This is a genomic window from Sulfitobacter sp. EhC04, assembly GCF_001650875.1.
Lineage (GTDB): Bacteria > Pseudomonadota > Alphaproteobacteria > Rhodobacterales > Rhodobacteraceae > Sulfitobacter.
In genome coordinates this window covers 248621-272675 of sequence record NZ_LXYI01000089.1, presented here as the reverse complement: position 1 = coordinate 272675, position 24055 = coordinate 248621, and the positions used below count along the sequence as shown (strand labels likewise).

Annotated in this window: 22 protein-coding genes and 1 tRNA gene; 5 read left to right on the top strand and 18 right to left on the bottom strand. The window is 61.1% G+C overall.

The window, feature by feature from the left end; translation table 11 throughout:
• Positions 1 to 12 precede the first annotated feature (12 nt).
• Positions 13 to 1269 carry a glycosyltransferase family 4 protein gene (locus tag A8B82_RS22910; RefSeq protein WP_067297913.1) on the top strand — a complete coding sequence of 419 codons (1257 nt, stop codon included), beginning with the start codon at positions 13 to 15 and terminating at the stop codon, positions 1267 to 1269.
• Positions 1270 to 1352: 83 nt separating this feature from the next.
• Here A8B82_RS22910 and A8B82_RS22905 read toward each other — a convergent pair whose 3' ends face one another.
• Both A8B82_RS22905 and A8B82_RS22900 read right to left on the bottom strand, forming a co-directional pair.
• Positions 1353 to 2000: a class I SAM-dependent DNA methyltransferase gene (locus tag A8B82_RS22905; RefSeq protein WP_067297910.1), complete on the bottom strand. Its 648-nt coding sequence runs from the start codon at positions 1998 to 2000 to the stop codon at positions 1353 to 1355.
• 23 nt (positions 2001 to 2023) lie between these two features.
• Positions 2024 to 2542: a glutathione peroxidase gene (locus tag A8B82_RS22900; protein ID WP_082899451.1), complete on the bottom strand. Its 519-nt coding sequence runs from the start codon at positions 2540 to 2542 to the stop codon at positions 2024 to 2026.
• 132 nt (positions 2543 to 2674) lie between these two features.
• Between A8B82_RS22900 and msrB the strand changes: the two genes are divergently transcribed.
• Entirely contained in the window at positions 2675 to 3118 is a 444-nt protein-coding gene (gene msrB / locus A8B82_RS22895; protein ID WP_067297905.1) for a peptide-methionine (R)-S-oxide reductase MsrB, read from the top strand.
• Positions 3115 to 3624, top strand: a complete 510-nt coding sequence (gene msrA / locus A8B82_RS22890; protein WP_067297902.1) for a peptide-methionine (S)-S-oxide reductase MsrA — start codon at positions 3115 to 3117, stop codon at positions 3622 to 3624. The genes msrB and msrA overlap by 4 nt, the downstream gene beginning before the upstream one ends.
• Positions 3625 to 3681: 57 nt before the next feature.
• On the opposite strand, the gene A8B82_RS22885 is transcribed toward msrA, so the two are convergent.
• The 14 genes from A8B82_RS22885 to A8B82_RS22820 form a co-directional block, all read right to left on the bottom strand.
• Positions 3682 to 4920: a SulP family inorganic anion transporter gene (locus A8B82_RS22885; RefSeq protein WP_328586508.1), complete on the bottom strand. Its 1239-nt coding sequence runs from the start codon at positions 4918 to 4920 to the stop codon at positions 3682 to 3684.
• Positions 4921 to 5053: 133 nt separating this feature from the next.
• On the bottom strand, positions 5054 to 7060 hold the full coding sequence (locus tag A8B82_RS22880; RefSeq protein ID WP_067297896.1) for a hydantoinase/oxoprolinase family protein: 2007 nt from the start codon (positions 7058 to 7060) through the stop codon (positions 5054 to 5056).
• A gap of 63 nt (positions 7061 to 7123) precedes the next feature.
• Positions 7124 to 8152: a tRNA epoxyqueuosine(34) reductase QueG gene (queG, locus tag A8B82_RS22875; RefSeq protein ID WP_067297893.1), complete on the bottom strand. Its 1029-nt coding sequence runs from the start codon at positions 8150 to 8152 to the stop codon at positions 7124 to 7126.
• Between the two features lie 63 nt (positions 8153 to 8215).
• Positions 8216 to 8881 carry an FtsZ-binding protein FzlA gene (gene fzlA, locus A8B82_RS22870; RefSeq protein WP_067297890.1) on the bottom strand — a complete coding sequence of 222 codons (666 nt, stop codon included), beginning with the start codon at positions 8879 to 8881 and terminating at the stop codon, positions 8216 to 8218.
• A gap of 58 nt (positions 8882 to 8939) precedes the next feature.
• The gene (gene mtgA, locus A8B82_RS22865; RefSeq protein WP_067297887.1) at positions 8940 to 9671 is read right to left on the bottom strand and encodes a monofunctional biosynthetic peptidoglycan transglycosylase; all 732 of its coding nucleotides are present in this window, start codon (positions 9669 to 9671) and stop codon (positions 8940 to 8942) included.
• Between the two features lie 19 nt (positions 9672 to 9690).
• The gene (locus tag A8B82_RS22860; protein ID WP_235604780.1) at positions 9691 to 10392 is read right to left on the bottom strand and encodes an SGNH/GDSL hydrolase family protein; all 702 of its coding nucleotides are present in this window, start codon (positions 10390 to 10392) and stop codon (positions 9691 to 9693) included.
• A gap of 520 nt (positions 10393 to 10912) precedes the next feature.
• Positions 10913 to 11827 (bottom strand): Hint domain-containing protein, encoded by a 915-nt coding sequence (locus A8B82_RS22855; RefSeq protein WP_067297884.1) that lies wholly within the window; start codon positions 11825 to 11827, stop codon positions 10913 to 10915.
• Between the two features lie 138 nt (positions 11828 to 11965).
• Complete coding sequence (gene gltB, locus A8B82_RS22850) at positions 11966 to 16495, bottom strand: glutamate synthase large subunit (protein ID WP_067297881.1); 4530 nt, start codon at positions 16493 to 16495, stop codon at positions 11966 to 11968.
• Positions 16496 to 16509: 14 nt separating this feature from the next.
• The gene (locus A8B82_RS22845) at positions 16510 to 17178 is read right to left on the bottom strand and encodes a hypothetical protein (protein ID WP_138069855.1); all 669 of its coding nucleotides are present in this window, start codon (positions 17176 to 17178) and stop codon (positions 16510 to 16512) included.
• On the bottom strand, positions 17178 to 17594 hold the full coding sequence (locus A8B82_RS22840) for a GFA family protein (protein ID WP_067297876.1): 417 nt from the start codon (positions 17592 to 17594) through the stop codon (positions 17178 to 17180). The genes A8B82_RS22845 and A8B82_RS22840 overlap by 1 nt, the downstream gene beginning before the upstream one ends.
• Positions 17581 to 18027, bottom strand: a complete 447-nt coding sequence (locus A8B82_RS22835) for a GFA family protein (protein WP_067297873.1) — start codon at positions 18025 to 18027, stop codon at positions 17581 to 17583. Before A8B82_RS22835 ends, A8B82_RS22840 begins: the two co-directional genes overlap by 14 nt.
• A gap of 116 nt (positions 18028 to 18143) precedes the next feature.
• Positions 18144 to 19580 (bottom strand): NAD(P)-dependent oxidoreductase, encoded by a 1437-nt coding sequence (locus A8B82_RS22830; RefSeq protein ID WP_067298428.1) that lies wholly within the window; start codon positions 19578 to 19580, stop codon positions 18144 to 18146.
• 157 nt (positions 19581 to 19737) lie between these two features.
• Complete coding sequence (locus A8B82_RS22825; protein ID WP_067297870.1) at positions 19738 to 20538, bottom strand: undecaprenyl-diphosphate phosphatase; 801 nt, start codon at positions 20536 to 20538, stop codon at positions 19738 to 19740.
• Positions 20538 to 21524: a complex I NDUFA9 subunit family protein gene (locus A8B82_RS22820; RefSeq protein WP_067297868.1), complete on the bottom strand. Its 987-nt coding sequence runs from the start codon at positions 21522 to 21524 to the stop codon at positions 20538 to 20540. Before A8B82_RS22820 ends, A8B82_RS22825 begins: the two co-directional genes overlap by 1 nt.
• A 172-nt stretch (positions 21525 to 21696) precedes the next feature.
• On the opposite strand from A8B82_RS22820, the gene A8B82_RS22815 reads away from it, so the two are divergent.
• Positions 21697 to 21782 (top strand) — tRNA-Leu (locus A8B82_RS22815).
• A gap of 875 nt (positions 21783 to 22657) precedes the next feature.
• Positions 22658 to 23008, top strand: coding sequence for a hypothetical protein (locus tag A8B82_RS23785; RefSeq protein WP_235604779.1), 351 nt, complete (start codon positions 22658 to 22660; stop codon positions 23006 to 23008).
• Between the two features lie 101 nt (positions 23009 to 23109).
• On the opposite strand, the gene A8B82_RS22805 is transcribed toward A8B82_RS23785, so the two are convergent.
• Entirely contained in the window at positions 23110 to 23607 is a 498-nt protein-coding gene (locus A8B82_RS22805) for a hypothetical protein (RefSeq protein WP_201120892.1), read from the bottom strand.
• A 124-nt stretch (positions 23608 to 23731) separates the two neighbouring features.
• Positions 23732 to 24037 carry a winged helix domain-containing protein gene (locus tag A8B82_RS24860; protein WP_082899439.1) on the bottom strand — a complete coding sequence of 102 codons (306 nt, stop codon included), beginning with the start codon at positions 24035 to 24037 and terminating at the stop codon, positions 23732 to 23734.
• Positions 24038 to 24055: the final 18 nt, after the last annotated feature.

Here is a 24055-nt window from a genome sequence, read left to right as displayed (position 1 = left end):
CAGGGCCTGCACATGAATATTCTCTTTGTCCACCAGAACATGCCCGGCCAGTACCGCGAACTTGTGCAATGGCTGGCGGCGACTGGTCAGCACCGCATCTATTTTCTGACGCAGCGCAAGAATGCACCTGACCTGCCGGGTGTCGAGACCCGCAAGTATCAGACCCACCGCACCCCCGCAAAAGACGCCTATGGCCTGTCCCGCGTCTGGGAAGAAGCCACTGGCGCGGGCTTTGGCGCGGCAGTTGCCGCCCGCCGGATCGAGTTGCAGGAAGGCTTCAGGCCCGACATCGTGGTCGGTCACGTCGGCTGGGGAGAACTGACCTTCTTCAAACAGATCTGGGCGGATGTGCCGATCATCGGCTTCTTCGAATATTACTATAACATTACCGGCGGTTCCGTGGGCTTTGACCCCGAAGAACCCATATCCGATCACGCCCCCTTCATGATGCAGGCGCGCAATGCGGTGCCATTGGCCAATATCGAAACCGTGGACCTGGGCCATTGCCCCACCTACTGGCAGCGCGACCGCTTCCCGCGCAGCTTTCATGACCGGATGTATGTCTGCCACGACGGCATCCGTACTGACAAGCTGTTGCCCGACCCCGATGTCAGCCTCGGCCTGGGACGGCTGAACCGCGAACTCACCCGCGAGGACGAGGTTGTGACCTATGTGTCCCGCAACCTTGAACGCACGAGGGGCTTTCACATCTTCATGCGGTCCCTGCCGCGTATCCTGCGCGAACGGCCCAACGCCCGCATCCTGATCGTCGGTGGCAATGACGTATCCTACGGCGGCAAAAGCCAGCACCCCGGCGGGCTGCGCGCCGAGATGGAGGCAGAGGTGGGCAAGAACGTCGATTGGGATCGCGTGCATTTCCTAGGCAATATCCCTTACCCGCTATACCAGAAGATGATCCAGCTCAGCCGGTGCCACATTTACCTGACGATGCCTTTTGTCCTGTCATGGTCGTTGCTGGAATCCATGTCGATGGGGGCGACCATCGTGGCCTCGGATGTGGCCCCGGTCCGCGAGGCAATTACCCACAACGAGACCGGCCTGCTGGTCGATTTCTTCGATCCCGACGCAGTGGCGGCACAGGTGGTCAAGGTGCTGGCGAACCCGCAGGATTATGCCCATATCGGCAAGGCAGCGCGGGACCACGTGGTGAAGGAATATGATTTCCTGACAAAATGCCTACCGGAACATATCGAACAGATAAACGCGCTGGTGCCTTCGGACAGACAGATCAAGATGCCGGAGTCCTGAGCTTAACGCGCCCCGCCTTGAGCTTGAATCGCCAATACCCTGCCGAGCTGCGCGCTCTCGGGACATTGGCGATGTGATATGCTTCAGGTTAAAGGCGGGACACTGTAGCGTTTGCGGAAAATCGCGATATGCGCCTTGTCGTCCCGATGCTCGTCCGACGCCTTGCCGCCATAGATATTGACCTGCCGATGCTCCACATCAGCGATGCGCGGCGCCAATTGCTCGAATTTCGCGGCAAAACCGCGTGCTTCGAAATGTTCGGCATTGATGGTCAGCACGAAAGTCGCACCGGGCCGGGCGATCCTGATCACCTCGTCCAGCGCATCCGGCCCCACATGCCCATGGGTAAAGGTCCCTGAACTGACCACCGCGTCATAGGTCGCGTCAGAAATGTCCAGCCGTTTGGTCAGGTCTGCTTCAATCATCTGGCGGTAATGCCCCTTGGACGCCGCCGTGGCCAGCATCTGCGGCGAGATATCGAGCGCATCAATCGCCATTGTTCCGCGCATCAGCATGTGATCCGCGATCAGCCCGGTGCCTGCGCCAAGGTCCAGCACCGGGCCCGGCCCCTGATAAACTTCGGCCAGCACCAGCGCCACCAGACGCGGCAACTGGTAATCCATATCCTTGGCAAAACCGGTGTCATAGCTGTCGGCCCAGTCGGCATAGAGCTTGCGATTGTCGTCAGGCGTTTGCAGCGCATAGGCCTTATCAAGGTCTGGATCGGTCATGAAGGCTCCTCTTTCCGACAACCCTACCGCGACTTCAGCACAGCCTCAATCGCACCGACAATCGCCGAGGATTCCGGTTTTATCGGCGCACCCCATGTGCCAACTACCCGGCCATCCGGCGCGATCAGAACCTTGTTGAAATTCCAGCGCGGCTCAAACCCCGTCTCTTCCTTCACCGCGCGGTAGAACGGATGCGCCTTGCCACCCCGTACCGGGGTGATGTCGGTCATCGGCAGGTCAAGGCCAAAGGAAACCTCGCAGAATTCCTTCACCTCCGCCGCGCTCGCCAACTCCTGATTAAAATCATCAGAGGGCACCGCCAGCACAACCAGCCCGCGCGCCCTGTAGCGGTCGTAAAGCGCCTGCAAACCGGCATATTGCCCGGTGTAGCCGCATTGCGACGCCGTGTTCACCACCAGAACCGGCTGCCCCGCCCATTGGCTGAACCGGTGTTCACCCCCGTCGATATTCGAGAACACCAGATCGCGCGGCGCGGCCTGCGCCATTGTCACGCTCAGGATCAAAGCCAGAAACCAACGCATGATCATCCTCCGTTTACCTATCTACACTGCCAGACACGGCGCGGCATCACATTGAGTTGCACGACAATGGAAACCCTTTCATTCTGATCCGAAAACACCATCTATGGTCTGAGAGTTTCACGGAGGGATTGCATGCCAACCTATACCAAAGACCCCGACGCCATCGCAGCACTTAGTGCGGAAGAATTCTATGTCACGCAGGAAAGCGGCACGGAACGCCCCGGCACGGGCAAGCTGCTGGGCAACAAGGAGCCGGGCATCTACGTTGACATCGTGTCGGGCGAACCCCTGTTCGCCAGCGCCGACAAATACGAAAGCGGCTGCGGCTGGCCCAGCTTTACCAAACCCATCGACAATGTGACCGAACACCGCGACGCCACGCTAGGCATGGTCCGTACCGAAGTCCGCTCCAGACACGGCGACAGCCACCTGGGCCATGTGTTCCCCGACGGCCCCCGCGACCGTGGCGGTCTGCGCTATTGCATCAATTCCGCCTCTCTGCGCTTTGTCCATCGTGACAACATGGAGGCGGAAGGATACGGCGATTACCTTGACCAGGTGGAGGAACTGTCATGAGCACGGCACGGGCAGTACTGGCAGGTGGATGTTTCTGGGGCATGCAGGATCTGATCCGCAAGCGCCCCGGCGTTGTCTCGACCCGCGTGGGATACACCGGCGGCGACGTGCCGAATGCAACCTACCGCAATCACGGCACGCATGCCGAAGCGATCGAGATCATCTTCGACCCTGAAAAGACGTCCTATCGCGACCTGCTGGAATTCTTCTTCCAGATTCATGACCCCACAACGTTGAACCGGCAGGGCAACGACCGCGGGATGAGCTATCGCTCTGCGATCTACTTCGTTGATGAGGCGCAGAAACAAACCGCGCTGGACACCATTGCCGATGTCGAAGCGTCGGGCATCTGGCCCGGCAAGGTCGTGACCGAAGTCGAACCGGTCAGCGATTTCTGGGAGGCCGAGCCGGAGCATCAGGATTATCTGGAACGCATCCCGAACGGCTACACCTGCCACTTCCCCCGCGCCGACTGGGTCTTGCCCAGGCGTGCAGCGGCGGAATAATCCGCGACCACAGTTCAGGTCCAGCAGGCTTGGGCCGAAGCGGCCCGCGAAATCGCCCTAGCGATCCGGCTCAGACCAGTCTGACGCGGCAGTGTTGCTGCGTTGCAATCTGAATGCCAATCCCATCGCAACGCCAACCCCGATGGCAACCGTCAGGTCAGCGAGAACCGTCAGCACCAGCGTCAGGCCCAGCAGGAAAACATCGGATTTCCGCGTCGACAGGTAGACCCGCCACTTCTGGGGCTCGCTCATGTTCCAGGCGGTCAGGATCAACAGACCGGCCAGGGCGGGCATCGCCATGTACCCGACAAGCTGGGATGCCACCAGCATCACGATCAGAATCGTGACCGCATGGATAAGACCCGCCACCGGTGTCTTGCCACCGGCCCTTATGTTTGTGGCCGTCCGGGCAATAGCGCCAGTCGCAGGCATGCCACCAAAAAGCGACGATCCGATATTTGCGGCCCCCTGCGCCAATAGTTCTGCATTGGGCCGGTGATGACCGGAAATCATCCTGTCAGCGACCATGGCGGACAGCAGAGACTCCACGCCAGCCAGAAACGCAATGATGACCGCCGAAGGGAGCAGCTCGATAATCCGGTCGAAACTCACGACAGGCATTGTCGGCCATGCCGGGGAATTCGGAAGATCCCCGAACTGTGACCGAATGGTTTCGACCGGAAGATCCCAATACGCAACAATTGCGGATGTGCAGGCCACTGCGACGATCAAACCCGGCAATTTTGGTGCCGCGCGGCGAAAAAGCACAATCAGCACCATTGTGCCGAAACCGATCAGCGCCGAGGCGGCAGAAAAACCTTGCCGAGCCCCCCAGAGCACCTCCACCTTTGCCAGAAACTCCGCCGGAACCCCGGCAACACTCAGCCCGAAAAGATCCTTGAGCTGGCTTGTGGCAATGATGATCGCGATACCGATGGTAAACCCATTGATCACCGGCTCCGGAATATGTCGGATCAGGACCCCGGCCCGGAAATATCCGGCGATCAACAAGATCAAACCAGCCATGAAAGTGGCCATGACCAACCCGTCATAGCCATGTTCCGCAATCACACCGAAAACCACAACGATGAAAGCGCCGGTCGGGCCGCCGATCTGAACCCGGCTCCCGCCAAGCAACGAGATCAGGAAACCCGCCACAATGGCGGTCACAAGACCCTTTGACGGATCAGCCCCGGAGGCAATCGCAATCGCAAGGCTCAGCGGCAGGGCCACCATGGCAACGGTCACACCCGCAATCGCGTCCTGAATCAGAAGCGACCCTGTGTAGCTTTGCATGGTTGTGAGAATCTTGGGCTTCATGGGCAGACGTTAGGGCGCTTACGATCCATTGTCATTTGAAAGCAGAGCGCCGGATTGCCGCACCGTCCGGCATGCAACACCCCTTTGGCAGGTGCCTGCAAAACCCTTCTTAGCCCTCGGCCACCCTTGGCCGTCCCGACGCCTCCACCGTCACCACCGCTTCGATGAAAACCTCGCGCGCCTCGACACCTGCCGTCCGAATGTCGCGGTTCACCGTGATCAGAATGTCGGCGGCACCCGCCGCCTGGGCATCCGCCATCGCATGGCCGCGCAGGACCTCTTCCAACCGATCCAATGCCGCATGCTGATTGGCAAAGTCCTGCGGCCCCTCTACCAGATGCACCCGGAATCTCCCCTCGCTGGGTGCCGTCACGGTGCCGCTCTGGCGCATCGTCACGCGCCCCACCACCGCCCCGATGGCATTGGCGACACCGGCATGTTCCGGCAGGATCATCTCGCAGCCCAGCCGCGCACCCACGGCGGGATAATAGCTGGCGGCAGAGGCCCCCAACCCAATCACCGGCACGTCCAGCCCGGTCTGCAAGCGCACCAGCCCGCGATGCCCCGCCATACCCCGTTGCATCAGCACATGTTGGGCCAGCACGTCCGGCGCGACCCCGAAGACCGCCTCTTCCTCGGCAAATGCCGTTTCGAGTAGCGCCAGACAGGTCTGGTGGGTCAACTGATCCACGATCATCTGCGCCACGTCCTCGGCGCTGTTCGACAGCACATCGCCCGCGCCGGTCCGCCTGCGCCCGAACAACTGCAACGCCTTGCGCGCGGCAGTGGTGTCCCACTCCAGCACCCGGCCCAGCACGTGGCTGGCATCAGAGGGCGTGACCCCCGCAATCTGCACCAGCCCCCGCTCCACCAGCCGCTTCAGCGCGCCCTGTTCGATCCGCGCGCGCAGCACATCGCCCAGAGGGTGCACAGCTTTCCCGATCCGCTCCAGCAGGGCCGCCTCGCGCGAGCCCAGCCCCTCAACCGTCTGCCCCGGCACAGCCCGGACAAACCGCGCGTCATGTTCGCCCGGCGTCACCGCACGCAACTGTGCGTCCAGCGCATCATGAACCACCTCTGGCGCATCGACCGCCACCAGCGAAACCGGCAGTAACCGGCGCGGCCCCAACGTGACGCCACCGCGCAACCCTTCGCTGATGAAATGCACCTCGCTGTCGCCACCCAGACCGGTGGTGCGCATCGCCACCGCCTCTACCATCGTGCGATAAGGGCCGACCCGCGCCCCTGCCGGGTCAATTGCCGGCTTGCCACCGCGCAGCAGCGCCACATCCGTCGTTGTGCCCCCGATATCGCTCACCAGCGCCAGGTCCGCCCCGGTCAACCAGCGCGCCCCCACGATGGAGGCGGCGGGCCCGCTCAAGATAGTCTCGATCGGGCGCTCGCGGGCCTGCGCGCTGGAAATCAGCGCCCCATCGCCCCGCACGACCATCATGGGTGCCGTGATCCCCAGCGACGTCAGCTCATCCTCGGCGCGTCCGATCAGCCGGTCGATCATGCCGATCAACCTTGCGTTCAACACCGCCGTCATGGCGCGCTTGGGCCCGTTCAGCTTGGCGGACAACTGATGCGAGGCCGACACCGGCCGCCCCGTCACCTGCCCCACCAGTTCCGCCGCCCGCAGTTCATGCGCCGGGTTCCGGGTGGCAAACTGACCGGCCACGGCAAACCCGCTGACATCGCTTCGATGCCGCTCCAGAAAGGCGATCAATCCGGCCTCGTCCAGCGCCTGTACTTCCGCGCCCGCGTGATCATGGCCGCCTGCTAGCACAATCGCCGGATCACCCTTCAAAGCGTCGGACAACCCATGTGCCTCAAGATCCCTTTCCCGAAACCCGATATAGATCAGCGCAACGCGCCCGCCCTGCCCCTCCACCAGCGCATTGGTGGCAAGCGTGGTCGACAGCGAGGCCAGCGAAATATCCGATGGCGCAACTCCGGCAGAGGCAAGCACCGCACGGACCGCGCCGCCGATCCCTTCCGCCAGGTCATGCCGGGTGGTCAGTGACTTGGCCGAGGCGACCACCACCTCATCGTCACGGATCAGCACAGCATCCGTGTAGGTTCCGCCCGTATCCACACCCAAGAGTAACGCCATGCCAGTCTCCACTCTGTTCCGCTATCGGTGTACCTGACCCCGCGCCGTGGTCCATCCCCTAAGCTACGCGGAATCCAGGCGGATCACTGCCCAGCGCGCAGCATCGGCCACCGTGGCGTCCGCGTCCTCGCACAATGCCTGCGCGGCCTGCCGCAATTCGGGCAGGCCAGAGTTTCCGATGGCATAAAGCACGTTGCGCACGAAGCGGTCCCGCCCGATCCGCTTGATCGCCGAGCCTGAGAACCGCGCACGAAAACCCGCGTCGTCAAGCGCCGCCAGCTCTGCAAGGTCCGCCGCGCGCACCTCTGGCACGTGATAGCGCAGATCGCTGGCGGCAACGGCGAACTTGTTCCACGGGCAGATCGCAAGGCAATCGTCACAGCCATAGATCCGGTTGCCCATCAGATGGCGCAATTCCTCGTCCACCGGCCCCTTGTGCTCGATCGTCAGATAGGAAATGCAGCGCCGCGCATCCAATCGGTAAGGCGCGGGAAAGGCATCTGTCGGGCAGATATCCAGACAGGCCCGGCAAGACCCGCAATGGTCTGCCTCCGGCGCATCGACCGGCAGGTCCAGCGTGGTGAACACCGCCCCCAGAAACGCCCAGTTGCCCCAGTCGCGGCTCAGCAGGTTGGTATGCTTGCCCTGCCATCCCAACCCGGCCGCCTGCGCCAGCGCCTTTTCCGGGACCGGGGCCGTATCGACAAAAACCTTCACCTCGCAGGGTTCCTGCACGATCAGCCAGCGCGCCAGCCGCTTCAGCCGTTTCTTGACGATATCATGATAATCGCGCCCCTGTGCATAAACTGAAACCGCCCCCTTCTCGGGGTGCGCCAGCTCCGCCAGCGGGTCCTGTTCGGGACTATAGCTTTCCGCCAGCATGATCACCGACCGCGCCTCGGGCCAAAGCGCTGACGGGTTGCCGCGCCAGTGCATCCGCTCAGCCATCCAGCCCATCTGCCCGTGATACCCCGCCTCGACAAAGGCCTGCAACCGCCCCGGCACCTCGGGCACGGCATCGGGCCTGCAGATGCGCGCGGACACGAACCCCTCGCGCAGCGCCTCTGCCACCAGCTTCGCCTTCAGGTCCATTTTCTTTTTGGCCTCAAATATCCGCGGGGGGTCCGGGGGGCAAAAAGCCCCCCGGCGCACGGTTCAAAAATCCAGGTCGTTGTAATGTTTCGGGGGCGGGAAGCCGGGCACCTGATCAGCCAGCAAGGCACGGAACGCAGGCCGCGACTTGATCTTGGCATACCAGTCCTTGACCACGTCGCTGCGGTTCCAGTCCACATCAGAGATATAATCCAAAGACGACAGATGCGCCGCAGCGGCGAAATCGGCCAGCGTCATCACGTCGCCCGCCAGCCAGCGGCGATGGTCCAGCAGCCAGGCCATGTAGTCCAGGTGATACTTGATCGCCTTGGCGCCCGCCTTGACGTTGGTGCTGTCCGGGTAGCCCTGTTTCATTACCTTCTTGTTGACCCGTTCATAAAGCAGTTTGGAGGTCACATCGCGGTGGAATTTATCATCGAACCAGCTCACCAGCCGCCGCACCTCCAGCCGCTGCACCGGGTCGTTGGGCATCAGTGGCGGCTCGGGGCGGGTTTCCTCGATATATTCGCAGATCGCGGCGCTCTCGGCCATCATGATCCCGTCGAGCCGCAGCACAGGCACCTTGCCCGCCGGATTGCGCCGCATGAAATCGGGGTCCTGCTCCCAATAGCGTTCCTCGACCAGTTCCACCTCGATCTTCTTTTCGGCGAGGCTCAGGCGGACCTTGCGGCAAAAAGGCGATAGCGGGACGTGAAACAGACGGGCCATACTCAGCTTTCGGAAAATAAAGGAGTGGGGCCATCCATGCCCCTATTCCCGGTGGTTTTCAACTCTCGAAACAGGCCGCACGCCCGTCATTGCGGATCGTTGCCGCCCCGTCGCGCACCTGTCGGGCGCGTTTGAGAACATAATCACTGGGCCGTGACGCCGACCGCTTCTTGGGCGAGGGCAGGATCGCTGCCAGCCGTGCGGCCTGTGTCGCAGACAGATCGGCGGCGGCGACGCCGAAATAATGCTGCGCCGCGGCCTCCACCCCGAACACACCCTCGTCGAATTCGGCAATGTTCAGATAGACTTCCACAATCCGCCGCTTGGACCAGATCGCCTCCATCACCGGGGTGATCAGCGCCTCCATGGCTTTGCGCACCCAGGTCCGGCCATGCCACAGGTACACATTCTTGACCGTCTGCTGGCTGATCGTCGATGCGCCCCGGTTCGATCCTGCCGCAATTGCCTTGCGGATCGCGATCATGTCGAACCCCCAATGCTGACAGAAATTCGCATCCTCCGCCGCCACCGCAGACCGCGCCATCACGGGTGCCATGCGGTCAAGAGAAACCCAGGTCTGCTTGACCCCGCCCAAGCGACGGCTTTCAGAAAACATATAGGCTGTCGTCGGCGGATTGATCAACGCGCCCAATACCACCAGAAACACCACCAGCAGGAACGCTGCCGATACCGCGCGCAGCACCAGCCGCGTCACCAGCCTTTTGAACGAGCGCCGTGCAGGCGGCTTCGACGTGGTCTTTTTCAGTGTGGTTTTCGATGCGCGGGCCATCCTCCAGCTATAGGGTGGCTCAGCGGTTTTGTGAACGCCCCGCTTGTGCAATCTGCTGCGCCAGGTAGGCCCCGATCAGCGCTGATGCCCGGACCGACGGATGGGTGTTGTCGGCGGCATAGTTCCCCGGTTCGGTCGGGTCGATCACATCCTCTGAATCCACAAACAGGACACCGGGGCTGGCTTTGGCGAACCGCGCAAGGCGCGTCTCCATCCGCACCAGATCGTCGCGACACCCGATGAATGACCCTTTGCCGTTGCCTGCGTAATACCCCATCCACATGATCCGCGCGCCGCTTTCTGCCTGAAGTCTGCTGACAAATGCCGGGATCGCACCGGACATCCCATCCGCCCCGATCAGGGCATCGACCACCGCAGAACAGGCCCCGCAACCGCAGTCTGACCCCAGATCATTCGCGCCGCCGTTCATCACGATCCAGTTCCACCGCCCGCCGGGAAACTGCCGCCTGATGTCAAAGCCCACCGATCCGGCAAGACCCGAGTCATTGTCGAACTGGGCCCCCGGCACCGCCTTGCTGACCACCGTGCGGTCCAAAGCCGCCTGCATTGCATCGGGAATCGCGGCATCGCCGCCGCCGTTCCACGCCATGACGGAATCGCCCAGAACCAGAATGTCCCCACCGCCGCGCGGCGCGGTGTCGGTGCAGGCCGTCAGCAAAGTGCCGATCAGCAGAAAAAGGGAAAGCAGTCTTAACATCATGCTGCGGAGCCTAGGTCCTGTGGACATTCATCATCCACCGCCCGTTTCAGTCCAAAATTTCTCAGTTCCAGGCAAGAGAGCGCAGGAATAGCCAGATATTTCAAGCTCTCTTACAGCGTTACGGGATAAACTTGAAACATCGCGCATCACTTTTCGCGTTCGACCGAAGGGAGAGGCAGCGAACAAGTGATCCAAGTATATCCAGAAACGCTTGCGCGCCCCGCCTTGAAATCACTTCGCCAATACCCTGCCGCGCTGCGCGCTCTCGGGGCATTGGCGAAGTGATTTGCTTTTAATTTAAGGCGGGACGCTGTAACGCAGAAATGGGCAATTTTGGCGAAACCCTTTCAGGGCGCGGCGGATTTCGCCTCCGCCATCTCGGATTTTCGCTTCCAATGATCACATTGCTGCACTCAAATCAGAGCGCCAGCGGCAAAATCCGACTCGCGCGGGTGGCGGAAGATGAATGTCCGCAGGCCCTGGCCCGTCGCCGCCGAAGGTAAAGGGCCGGGACCGGCGCTCAAGCTGCCAGCATCTGCGCCTCTGCCCGCCGCAAGACCCTGCGCACGGCACGCCCCCCATCTGCCGAACCGGCATGCGGGTCAGGGAAAAGCGCCAGCAGTTCCGCCTGTGCCGCCGTGCCCGCCGCGTCCAGCGCATGGGCGGGCAGACAGCTTTCCGATGGGATGCCCTGGCCGAAAATGATCTCATGGCGGTCAAAGACAAGATGGACATAGGTCACCATGCCGCCCTGCACCTGACGCACGGTATCACCGTTGACCAGATGTTTGGCCGCAACCAGCACCTCATCCTGGCCAAAGTACAATTCCGCCCGCCACCCGGACACAAGTATCCGGTGCTGTGGCGACACCAGCAGCGGTGCCGTGTTTCCGATGGCCCCGGTGGCAAAGCGGATCGGCGCGACATCGCCCGAAGCCCGAAACCTGTCCGCCAGAATTTGCCGGATCGGTTGCGCCCCGTGATCCAGCGTCTCGACCATCTCTCCGATCTCCAGCGTCTCGATGGCCCGCAATCCGCCTGGCGCCCGGATCATCGTGCCGGGCGTGAAGCAGGTGGGGCCAAAGTTGCCGACCGGCGTCTGCGTGCTGGTGTTGACAAAGGTGGAGGAAACGAACGTCCCGTTCTGCAAGACCTGACCGTCAGTCGGCGTAAAGACCGGGTTGCCGGACGCAAGGTAGAAGGTCACCCCGGTATAGGTCACGACGGAGTTGTCGGGCAAACGGATGGTCAACGTGTCGCCGACCCAGACATTCGTGATTGCCGTACCGTTGAAGGTGTCGCCCGTGTTGGTTCCGATCAGACCATCATCATCCTGGTCGGTAAACGTCACGAGCTGAAACGTCAGCGGCGTCCCGAAGGGTGGGGCACCACCGGGATCGACGGTAAAGAACTGGTCCTGGTAGGAAACGGGCATGGATACACCTTCGGCTCTTGCGGGCTTTGTGTATCGCCGGAAAATCAGGTCTCATTATGACCGGATTTTAGTCAATTATGACCTAATCAAGGGGCCGCGCGCCCCAATTCAAAGCGGGGCGCGCGACATTTCACAGACTCATTCGGCGGGAACTGCCGCCTTGTCCAGGTTCAGCGGCGCGGGCAGATGCGCCAGCATCTCTTTGGGGCAGACCTGGACAAAGTTGTGCTTTTCCGTGTCCCAATGCTGCAGGATGTCCTCTGCCTTGCGGCTTTGGGTTTCCTCCAGGTGACGCTCCAGCATCTCTTCCAGCTCGCCCAGCCAGTGGTCCACCGTGACCGGGCAGGTCACAATTGTCTCATTGTTCATCAGCGCCTTGGCGGTATTTTCAGGGTCATAAAGATAGGCCATGCCCCCGGTCATCCCGGCCCCGAAATTCGCGCCGATCTCACCCAGGATCACGGCGACACCGCCGGTCATGTACTCGCAACCGTTGCTGCCGCAGCCCTCGATCACCACTTTCGCGCCAGAGTTACGCACGGCAAAGCGTTCACCGGCGCGACCCGCTGCGAACAGGTAGCCCGACGTGGCCCCGTAAAGCACGGTATTGCCGATGATCGTATTCTCGGCGGCCACGATCGGGCTGGCCATATTGGGCCGGACCACAATCGTGCCGCCCGACAGGCCCTTGCCGACATAATCGTTGGCATCGCCCGATACTTCCAGCTTCAGACCCTTTGCCGCGAACGCGCCCAGCGACTGCCCCGCCGATCCGGTCAGTTTCACCGTCAGGTGATCGGCCTGCAGCTTGTTGCGCATGCCGAACTTCTTGATGATGTGGCTGGAAACGCGGGTGCCGACGGTCCTGTGCGTGTTCTGCACCGCGTAGGACAATTGCATCTTCTCGCCATCCTCAAGGAACCGCGCCGCATCGCGCACGATCTGGGCGTCCAATGTATCCAGCACCGTCTGCCGGGGCTTGTCCCGGTCATAGACATTGTGTTGTGCACCATCGACCGCGATCAGCAGCGGGTTAAGGTCCAGATCGTCCAGATGCGCAGAGCCACGGCTGACCTGCGCCAGCAGATCGGCACGCCCGATCACCTCGTCCAGGCTGCGCGCCCCGAGACCCGCGAGGATCTCGCGCACTTCCTGCGCGTAGAAGGTGATCAGGTTTACGACCTTGTCCGCGTTTCCGGTGAACCTGCCGCGCAACGCCTCGTCCTGCGTACACACGCCCACGGGGCAAGTGTTGGACTGGCACTGGCGGACCATGATGCATCCCATCGCAATCAGCGCGGCGGTGCCGATGCCATATTCCTCGGCCCCCATCATCGCCGCCATGACGATATCACGCCCGGTGCGCAGCCCGCCATCGGTCCGCAAGGTCACGCGGTCGCGCAGGTTGTTCATCGACAGCACCTGATGCGCCTCGGTCAGGCCCATTTCCCATGGCAGGCCCGCATATTTGATACTGGTCGCGGGCGATGCCCCGGTGCCGCCATTGTGGCCCGAGATCAGGATGATGTCGGCCTTGGCCTTGGCCACCCCTGCGGCAATCGTGCCCACGCCCGAAGACGCAACCAGTTTCACCGTCACCTTGCAGCGCGGGTTGATCTGCTTGAGGTCGTAGATCAGCTGCGCCAGATCCTCGATCGAATAGATGTCGTGGTGCGGCGGTGGCGAAATCAGCGTCACCCCCTTGGTTGAATGCCGCAGCCGCGCGATCAGGTCGGTGACCTTCATACCCGGAAGCTGGCCGCCCTCGCCGGGCTTGGCGCCCTGTGCCACTTTGATCTCAAGTTCTTCGCACTGGTTCAGGTATTCCGCCGTGACCCCAAAACGCCCAGACGCCACCTGTTTGATCTTGGCACTGGGGTTGTCGCCATTGGCTTCCGGCACAAAATGCGCCGGGTCTTCGCCACCCTCGCCCGAATCCGACTTCGCCCCGATCCGGTTCATCGCCACGTTCAGCGTCTTGTGCGCCTCCGGGCTGAGCGCGCCCAGCGACATGCCCGGCGTCACGAACCGCTTGCGAATCGAAGTGATGCTTTCCACCTCTTCCAGCCCAATCGGCGCACCCAGAGGCTTGATGTCGAGCAGATCGCGCAAATGGATCGGCGGGTTCGACTTCATCTTGGCCGAATACTGCTGCCACATCTGATAGGATGCCTTGTTGCAGGCCATTTGCAGCATATGCATGGAGGAGGCTTCCCACGCGTGAGTCTCGCCAGACTTGCGCGCCTTGTAAAAGCCGCCAATCGGCAACACGCTGCCATCGCCCTGCCAGCCCCGCGCGTGGACCTCTTCGGACTTGCGCTGGATACCGGTCACCCCGATCCCGCTGATCCGGCTGGTCATGCCGGGGAAATATTCCGCACACATGGCGCGGGACAGCCCCACCGCCTCAAAGTTCAGACCGCCGCGATAGGACGACACCACGCTGATCCCCATCTTCGCCATGATCTTGAGCAGCCCCTGATCAATCGCATTGCGATAGCGCGCGATTGCGGTGGTCAGCGAGATGTCCAGCAAGCCGCGCTCGATCCGGTCGGCCAGTGAATCCTCAGCCAGATAGGCGTTGACGACTGTTGCGCCGCAACCGATCAGAACGGCAAAGTAATGCGGGTCAACACATTCCGCCGACCGCACGTTCAGCGATGTAAAGGTCCGCAACCCTTGCCGGGTCAGATGGCTGTGTACCGCCGAGGTGGCCAGGATCATGGGCATCGCAACCCTGTCCTTGCCGCTCAGGTGATCGGTCAAGACCAGATGCCCCGCGCCGGAACGCACCGCGTCTTCCGCCTCTGCCCGGATACGTTTCAACCCGGCACTCAGGTTGCCCTCGCCCGGTGCGAACGAACAGTCGATGCTCACCACATCGGCATTGAAATGGCTGAACAGTTCATCGAACTGCGCGTTGCCCACAAAGGGGCTGTCCAGCACTAGAATCTCTGTCTGGCTGCTGTCCTCGTCCAGCACGTTCTTGAGGTTCCCGAACCGCGTTTTCAGGCTCATCACCCGGTATTCGCGCAAGCTGTCAATCGGCGGGTTGGTTACCTGACTGAAGTTCTGACGGAAGAAATGGCTCAGGGGCCGGTACTGGTTCGACAGCACGGCAGCAGGCGTGTCGTCGCCCATCGAGGCCAGGGCCTCTTTGCCGTCTTCGGCCATGGGTGCCAGGATTTGCTCAAGATCCTCGATGGAATAGCCCGCAGCGACCTGCCGACGGCGCAGTTCATTCCCCGAAAACACCGGCTGCTCTGTCACCTGCGCAAGCGGCTCGTCCAGTTCCACGATCTTGCCGACCCAATCGCCAAAGGGCAGTGCCGCCGCCAGCTTGTTCTTGATCTGGGCATCGCCATAAAGCTTGCCCTTTTTCATATCGACGGAAATCAGCTGCCCCGGCCCCAGCGCGCCCTTGCGCACCACATTGGCCTCGTCCAGCGGGATCATCCCGGCCTCGGACCCCGCAATCAGCATGCCGTCGCCTGTCACCACATATCGCATCGGGCGCAGACCGTTCCGGTCCAGCCCCGCACAGACCCAGCGGCCATCGGTCATCGCCAGCGCCGCGGGGCCATCCCAGGGCTCCATCACCGAGTTGCAATAGGAATACATGTCGCGCCAGGCCTGTGGCAGTTCCACCGCCTGTTTCGACCAGCTTTCCGGCACCAGCATGGTCTTGGCCATCGGCGCAGAGCGCCCGGCCCGCACCAGCACCTCGAACACCGAGTCCAGCGCCGCACTGTCACTGGACCCTGCCGCAACGATCGGCTTGATCTCATCCGCCATTTCGCCAAAGGCGGCAGAGGCCATCCTGATCTCGTGGCTCTTCATCCAGTTCATGTTGCCCTTCAGCGTGTTGATCTCGCCGTTATGGGCCAGCATGCGGAAGGGCTGAGCCAGCCACCACTGCGGGAAAGTGTTGGTCGAATAGCGCTGATGATAGATCGCAAAGGCGGAAATGAACCTTTCGTCCTTCAGGTCGGGATAGAATTCCGCCACCTGCTCGGCCAGCATCATCCCCTTGTAGATGATGCTGCGGCAGGACATGGACGCGATGTAGAAGTTCGGCACCTGCGCCGCAATCACGGCCTTCTCCACCCGGCGGCGGATCACATAAAGCTCCCGTTCAAAGGTTTCCTCGTCCACGCCCTTGGCGTTGGAAATCAGGATCTGTTCGATCTCCGGGCGGGTTGCATTGGCTTTTTCACCCAGAACGGAAATATCCACCGGCACATGCCGCCAGCCATAGATATAGTGGCCCATCCGCAGCACTTCGGCCTCTACGATGGTCCGGCAGGTTTCTTGCGCGCCAAAATTCGTGCGCGGCAGGAACACCTGCCCCACCGCGATCAACTCGTTCTCGCGCGGAGTATGGCCGGTGCGTTGCACCTGATCATAAAAGAACGGCACCGGGATCTGCACATGAATGCCCGCGCCATCGCCCGTCATCCCATCCGCATCCACAGCACCCCGGTGCCAGATCGCCTTGAGCGCCTTGATCCCGTTTTCCACCACCGCACGCGACTTGGACCCGTCGATGTTGACAACCAGACCCACACCACAGGACGAATGTTCCTCGGATTCACTGTAAAGACCGTTCTCGGCCAGATACGCCCGCTTGGCGGCCATGTCCTCGGCCCATTTTTCATCATAGATCATGGTATCGGATCCTTTCATTCGCTCACAAAGCCGGCCGCCAGCGCGTCACAGCCATATAGGGGGGTATCGGACAGAAAACCGCTCTGACCGGGATAGATAAAATCGACAGGCCGGCTGTCATAGGAAAACGTCGTATCAGGGCGGGTCACGTCACCGGTCCCGGAGAAGAACCGGCCATGTGTTTCCGACACAAATTCGGACCCTTCCGCCTCGTAGATCATCGCGCCATCCGCGTCTGTCTTGCGGATGGAATATTCCGTGCGGTGCAGCCGCTCGCCGTCAATCACGACGTCGCGCTCCGCAATGCGGTCGAACCCGACCACACGGTGCGTGCCCTCCGCCGTGTCGAGGCTGAAGTCATAGGTATCCAGACCATTTCCCAACAGGGCGCTGAGGCTGGCCGGGTCCGCCGCCGGGGTGATCAGGCTTTCGCGCTCTCCGCTGGTAAGAAAGAACGACTGCACCCACTGTGCCTCTGCGTCGATCTGGCCGACATAAACCAGACCGCGCTGGTCGATCTCGCCACGCCACTGCAAACCGGGCGCGTCGGCGGTACAGGTCCACAGATGCTCCACCACGCAACTGCGGGTCTGCACAGTCAGATGCGCGCTGCACCCCTGCGGCGGGGTGAATGTACCCGCAGCAGCCGGGCCAGCCAGCAGGATCAGGGCAAGGGCACGCATCATGTATCTCCTCCGCCAAACATCGCGATGGTTTCCTTGGTGCTCAGACGCTTGTGATCGCCCTCCAGCCGGTAGCCCTGCGGACACATATCGGCAAAGAACTCCATCTTCAGCGGCGCGTTGCCGCCATCGGCAAACAGACCCGCCGCCAGATTGCGACGCCCGTCTTGGAGGGTCTCGTACCACAGGGTCGAACCGCAGGTGCCGCAGAACCCGCGCTGCGCCCATTCCGACGACCGATAGATCGTCGCATCGCCCGACACCTCAATGCTGCCGGGAACCGTTTCGATGGAAAAGAACGCGCCGGATGTATGCCTTCGGCACATGTCGCAATGACAGGCCCGCAGAATCGCGTTGTCTGTCTCTGCCGTCACCGAGATTGCACCGCAAAGACATTGGCCTTCAATCCTGGGCATAGTCAGATACCTCCTGAGCTTGAGGGTATTCTTCACGGTATTGCGCTGCCGTGGCTTTCTTGTGGTCGCCGCTCAATGCAAATGCTGCCGGTGCCTGATCGCAATAGATTTCGCTTTTCAACGGCCAGTCCGCTGCGGCCTCGAACAGCCCCGGCATCAGGTCATAGTCTGATCCTTCGACCCGGTCGCGCATCCACAGATGCGACCCGCAAGTCGCACAGAACGCCCGGTCCGCCAGCGCCGACGATTCGTGCAGCTTGACCGGACCGCTGACCGTGACCGTCTCGGCCGAGGCCGGGAAACAGGCGAACATCGCGCCGCTCCAGCGCTGGCACATCGTACAATGGCACACACCGACCCAACCGACAGGATCGGCCACGGTGATGCGAACCGCACCACACAAGCACTGACCGCTGACCATGTCGCTTGGCATTGTCCTTCTCCCTGATCCCTTTCAGGTCAGATTTATTGACCTGTCGTTTTTCCGATGTCACCGTAGCGGTGTACCGCCTGTGCACACTCTGTGCACAGGTTGTGCCTGCCGCTTTCCTACTCCGCAGCGACGGCAGCCGCGCCCTGACCCAGCCGTTTCAGGATCGCCTCGGCACAGTCGCGCCCGTCCTTGATCGCCCAGACAACAAGGCTCGCGCCCCGCACGATGTCACCCACCGCATAGACCCCGTCGAGCGCGGTTTGCCCGGACACATAATCGGCTTTGATCGTACCCCAGCGGTTCACCGGCAGATCGGCCTCGCCCCAAAGGGTCGGCAGGTCTTCGGGCTCGAACCCCAGCGCCATGATCACCAGATCGGCCTCTTCGACGTAGTCGGAACCCTCGATCAGTTCGGGGGCCTGGCGGCCCGTTGCATCAGGCTGGCCCAGGCGCATCTTTTGCACCATCACGCCGGTCACCGGATCGCCCACAAACCCCTTGGGTGCCGAGAGCCATTCAAACACGACCCCCTCCTCCTCGGCATTGGCCACTTCGCGTTGACTGCCCGGCATGTTGGCCCGGTCCCGGCGATACAGACATTTGACCGAAGTCGCCCCCTGCCGGATCGAGGTGCGCACGCAATCCATCGCGGTGTCGCCGCCGCCGATCACGACGACCTTCTTGCCTGAGGCATTCAGCCGCCCGCTGTCGAATTCCTCGACCGCGTCGCCAAAGCTCTTGCGGTTGCTGGCGGTCAGGAAATCAATCGCCCTCTCCAGCCCCGGCACGCCGACGCCGGGTGCCTGAATCTCCCGTGTCTTGTAGACACCGGTGGCGATGATGACAGCATCATGCCTGGCCCGGATATCGGCAAAGGAAATGTCCACGCCGACATCGCAATTCAGTTCAAAGGTCACGCCGCCCTGCGCAAGTTGATCGTTGCGGCGCATCACCACGTCCTTCTCCAGCTTGAAGCCGGGGATGCCATAGGTCAGCAGCCCGCCCGCGCGGTCATAGCGGTCATAGATCGTCACCTGCACACCGGCCCGGCGCAGCACATCCGCCGCCGCCAGCCCGCCGGGGCCAGCCCCGATGATGCCAACGCTCTCGGGGCGCTCGCTGCCCGGTTTGATGGGCTGAACCCAGCCTTTTTCCCAGGCGGTGTCAGTGATGTATTTCTCGACCGACCCGATGGTAACGGTGCCGTGGCCGGATTGTTCGATCACGCAATTCCCCTCGCACAGGCGATCCTGCGGGCAGATGCGGCCGCAAATCTCGGGAAAGGTGTTGGTCGCCTGGCTGACCTCATAGGCCTCCTGCAAACGCCCCTCGGCGGTCAGGCGCAACCAGTCCGGAATATTGTTGTACAGCGGACAATGGGACTGGCAGTAGGGCACACCGCATTGGCTGCAGCGGCTTGATTGCTCCTTGGCCTTGGCATCTGCGTACTCTGCGTAAATCTCGTTGAAATCCGTCCGGCGCAGATTGGGCGGACGTTTCTCGGGCATGTCCCGTTCGATATTCACGAATTTCAGCATCGGCTGCTCAGCCATGATCATGCCCTTTCAGAATTACTGCGAGACCTTCCCTCTATCCTAGCACAAATTGGAAATAAAGTCAGATATGCTGACCTATATATCAGTTTATGAGCTCTGTACGCCATTTTTCGGCAGATATTTCCGCAAAATAGATCCGATCCGGCCCTAACCGTCAATAACCCGCCGATAATGCAGCAATCGCAGCCAGCCCGACAACGATTCGCCACCAGCCGAACAGCGCATAGCCATGCTTGCTGACGTAATCCAACAGCCACCGCACCACGAGCACAGCCGCGATAAAGGCCATCACAAAACCAACAGCGATCTCGCCCACGACCGAAGCATCCAACACGTCCCGGTTCTTGTAAAGGTCATAGGCAAAGGCCCCCGCCATTGTCGGCATCGACAAGAAGAACGAAAATTCCGCCGCTGCCCGCTTGCTGGCCCCCAACATCAGCGCGCCCACGATCGTGGCACCTGACCGCGATGTGCCGGGGATCATGGCAAGACACTGAATAAATCCGATTTTCAACGCCATCGGCAGGGGAAATGACATGGCATCCTCGTGCCGGGGCGCTGGCGCAATCCGGTCCACAAACAGCAAGACGATGCCCCCCAGAACCAGCATGACCGCGATCAGCATAGGTGTCTCGAAAAGCACCGTCTTGATGAAATCATGGGCAATCACACCAATCACGACCGCAGGCAGGAAGGCCACCAGCACCGACAGGATGAAGCGCCGGGCCGCCGGATCATTGGGTGCGGCAGAAAACACCGCCCACAGCCGCCCCGCATAAAGCGTCAGAATCGCCAGAACCGCCCCAAGCTGTATCACCACCTCAAAGGTCTTGCCGGCGCTTTCAAACCCCAGAAAATGCCCTGCTAGCAACAGGTGGCCTGTGGAAGAAACGGGAATGAACTCCGTCAGCCCTTCCAGCAGACCCAGAAAGGCCGCGACGATTGTGGTATCCATCAGCTGTTGCGCAGATTGCGGGCGGAATCCTTGATCGCATCATACTGGCCCGAGGGCCGGAAGCGCCACAAGTAGTCAGGCAAGACAGACGCCATGGAGACCGGCTTGATCCCCAGATCGGCAAAGGTTTTTGCACCCTCTGATACGACATTGTCATTGGCAAGGTTCTTGACCTGATCGCGGGTGATCATCCGGTTGGTGAACAATCCCAGCGTGATGGATTGCAGCAGATCGAAACCCCAGGCCATGATCCGCGCAATCCAGTTCGGCATGTTCAGGATCAGCCGACGGCGGTGGATCACGTCCAGCATTCGCACCATCAACCCCCTGAAGGTATCGACCTCGGGTCCGCCCAGTTCATAGATACCACCCTCAGCCTTGCCAATCACGCCCAGAACGGCGGCCTGAGCGACGTCGTCGACATAGACCGGCTGAAACAGCGTCCCCTGTCCGACCACGGGCAATACGGGGCTGTTCCGGGCCATGCCGGCAAAACGGTTAAAGAAATCGTCCTCAGGCCCGAAGACAATCGAAGGTCGCAGGATAACCGCGTCAGGCATGTACTTTTGCACAGCCATTTCACCCTCGCCCTTGCTGGCGGCATAATCGCTGAGCGCATCGGCATCCGCCCCAATGGCGGAAATCTGCACCATCCGCGCCACGCCTTCCTCGGCGGCCAGCCGGGCCACCCGCGCGGCACCTTCCGCCTGCACCGGATCGAACCTGTTGCGGCCGGTTTCGACAAGGATCCCGACGCAGTTCACAACTGCCTCGGCACCCTGCATGGCTGCACGCACGGATGCGTCATCACGAATGTTGCACAGGATCGGCTCCACCTGTCCGACGACACCGTAGGGACGCACGAAAATCGCCTCGTTGGGATTGCGCACGGCAACCCGGACCCGCCAGCCTGCCTTTGCCATGCGGCGCGCGATATATCGGCCGACAAAACCGGAACCGCCGTAGATCGTAACCAGCTTGGACATGATAAAGCACCTCGCGCGATCAAATTCACGTAGCCGGTTTAACGATACCCCCATCCCCGGACAAGGCGCAATCGCCAGCGACCCACGGCGGAAACTTGCAAAGTTCAATTTCACGCCAGATTGCAATTGACACCCGCCCGATGCCCCCTTAGATGCAGCGCTCACGTGACCTGCCCAGGTGGCGGAATGGTAGACGCGCTAGCTTCAGGTGCTAGTACTGGCAACGGTGTGGAGGTTCGAGTCCTCTCCTGGGCACCATTTACCCCAAGTAAGATACTAATCTTAAAGGGGTTTTCCAATTTACCCCCTTCCCAATCCACCCCGACAACCACCTTTGTGGCTTCGATGGCGCTAGTCACCTAGTAAGTCAAAGCGAGTCTGGAAATATCCGACGAACGCCACATCGGATGCAGCTTCAAAATGCTCAATCTCGGCTGTTAGGCGGTCAAAGGTGCTTTGGTGCATCCCCTTCGGCTTTGGCCCCCAATCCCCCCACGGCAGAGAATCCCAGCCTAACCGGGTCTTGATGGCATTTGCCCGACGCTGATACCTCTGAAAACTCTGTTCTCGCTGAGAAGGGTAGGCCAGCCTGTAGCAATGCCTGCATGCAAAGATGCGCCCGCCGTAGAGTAGCGCCACCCGCCTACCGCACCCGCGCGCTGGGCAGGCGAACCATTGGCGCTCCCCTCCAAGGTTGCAGGGCTGAGAAATAAGGCGAACAGGGTAGTTCATGCTTTCCCAATCTCCGCCCCCACTGCGCGACCGATACTTAAGGATGATTGAACCGGCCTGCGCCTCGATCTGAATTTCTCCGATACGCTCACCGCCCCGCGACCAATGCCAGCCAAAACGATTGCCCGGAGCTAGCAAGCCCTTCCGTGACAACCGCCGAACGTCGAGTGAGTACATGCTGTCTGTCGTGGCCACCGCGTCCCAATGCCAGCGCCGCCCGCTACCTGATCCACCCATTTCAGCCTCCGGATTTTATCGAAATTAATTGGTAGTTTAACGGACAAAATGGGCCACAAACAGCGTCAACTTGCCCAAATTGCCTTGAAACAAAAGTGCAGGTGGTTTCTGGTGGTGCCGGATGGAACGAGCGGCGACGTAATTTGCGCCAAGAAAGGAAATCGATGAAGCATGCTCTTTATCTTACCGCAGCTTTGATGCTGTCAGGTTGCGCTTCTGAAATCATGAGTGGGTATGTCGGAAAGGATGTTACCGACGCAGTTTTGGACTATGGCCCACCGGCTAACGTGGTAAAGTTACCCGACGGACGGACGGCTTTCCAATGGAGCCGCACGAGTTCTTACACGGCTCCGACCACCACGAATTTTACCGGCTTTGGAAACTACGTAACCGCGACGACCTACGGCGGTGGAACATCATACTCGGAATGCCTTTACACGTTATTTGGCAAACCCAATCCGCAAGGAAGCTACACGATTACTGGCTTCAGACAGCCCACGCTGATGTGTGAATAGCCTGCGTTTGGGCGGAGCATCTAAACGTGACCGCCTAGGCGTTACCGCATGGCTAGATATATATGTGTCCTGCTTTCTGTGCATCGGAAACAAAGGGAAAATCAGCCGCGCGGCACAAGTTTTGTGACGTTCCCTGCGGCGCTTTCTGTCGTTTCGCCGGGGGTGTCACACTCACTGTGACGCCGATGCAGGCTTTTTGTGCGGGGCTTCTGCATTTTCGGTCGCCACGTTCTGAAACCCATGCGCGGCGATGCCTCTCCGATGGCAGGCATTTCCTGCAAGGCCCAAAGCGCCGCCTGCCCTATTCCGGATGGTCCGAGGTAAGCCCGTTGGGTCGCAAAGATGAAACCGCGCTCCTCCAGCTCGGCAAACCATGCGCCAACCGTGTTGCGATGGACGTTCAGCGCCTCTGCGGCCTGCCGATGGCTGAGAATGATCCGCCCGTTGTTGCTTCCCATGTAGCGCCGTTTCAACTCGATGTAGAGCGCGCGCGGCCCCGGTTTGAGGGTGGCCCAGGCTTCCGATGCTTGAAGGTACTCGGGGAGCTGGACATGCCGCCCAGCGCCCCTTTTACCCTTCCTGTAGGGTTTGCTGCTCATTCGCGCCCCCTCGCGACCAACTGTTCCGCAATGAAGCGCGCAAGGCTGTCGGGCACTCCGAATTGGTGGCGTATACGCCGCTCCAACATTGCGTTGGGGCGTGGCGGGTTTCTGAGGCGATCCATCATGCCGTTGCCCCCTCTACGCGCTCAACAGGCGCGCACAGGACGTAGCGGGCATGCGTACCTGCAAACGGCCCCTCGTGCGCCTCTGTGACCGTTCTGATGGGCACTCCCAGATTGCGCAGGTTATGAACATAGCCGCTCCAGCGAGGTCCGGGCGTGTCGATAGGTGTGCAACCTCTCTCACCGGCAGCAATCAGGCACTCAAGCGCCCAACGGTCGCGGCCTGAAACGGCGACACTAGACGGCGGGGAGCCTTCGCTTTTAACAGTAAACAGGGCACGGCCCCATTGTTTGCAGTCAGCCATACAGTTCTCCATGGCTTG